This window comes from Microbacterium sp. R1 (assembly GCF_015159725.1).
Taxonomy (GTDB): domain Bacteria; phylum Actinomycetota; class Actinomycetes; order Actinomycetales; family Microbacteriaceae; genus Microbacterium; species Microbacterium oxydans.
Window position 1 is genome coordinate 1 of record NZ_JADDUD010000015.1, and the last position, 398, is coordinate 398.

The 398-nt window shown below is 61.8% G+C and carries 1 protein-coding gene; it reads right to left on the bottom strand.

Going from position 1 to position 398, the window contains the following annotated elements:
• Window positions 1–5: 5 nt before the first annotated feature.
• Entirely contained in the window at window positions 6–293 is a 288-nt protein-coding gene (locus ILP86_RS19485; RefSeq protein ID WP_052748607.1) for a WXG100 family type VII secretion target, read from the bottom strand.
• Window positions 294–398: the final 105 nt, after the last annotated feature.

Genomic DNA, 398 nt, shown 5'->3' on the forward strand with positions numbered 1-398 from the left:
GTGTGTCAGCTGCCGGCGAGCTGCTGGTCCAGATCCTGGATCGCCCGCATCATCCCCAGCAGCGACTCCGACATGTCATTGATGCCATCGACCGCCGTCTTCAGACCCGTCGTCAGCTCCGTGTACCCCTCACCGAACTTCCCCGACGCATGCTGCGTCTTGAAGTCATCACCCAGAAGAGTGTCCACCTGACCCTTCAGCGTGTCCAGCTGACCCTGAATGTCATCACGAGCCTGCGACAGCGAACCCGCCACCTGCTCCATCTCCGCATAAGACGCACCGAAATCGGCCATCGTCCACACCTCCGCAAATCGAGAGAACCGGACCCCTCCGGCCCGAATAACCCCACCCTACGCGGCACCCACGAACACCGTCGATGGGGACAACTCCCCATCCAC

Coding starts and splice junctions, on each gene's coding strand:
- ILP86_RS19485 (WP_052748607.1), bottom strand. CDS start 293: ATGGCCGATTTCGGTGCGTCTTATGCGGAGATGGAGCAGGTGGCGGGT.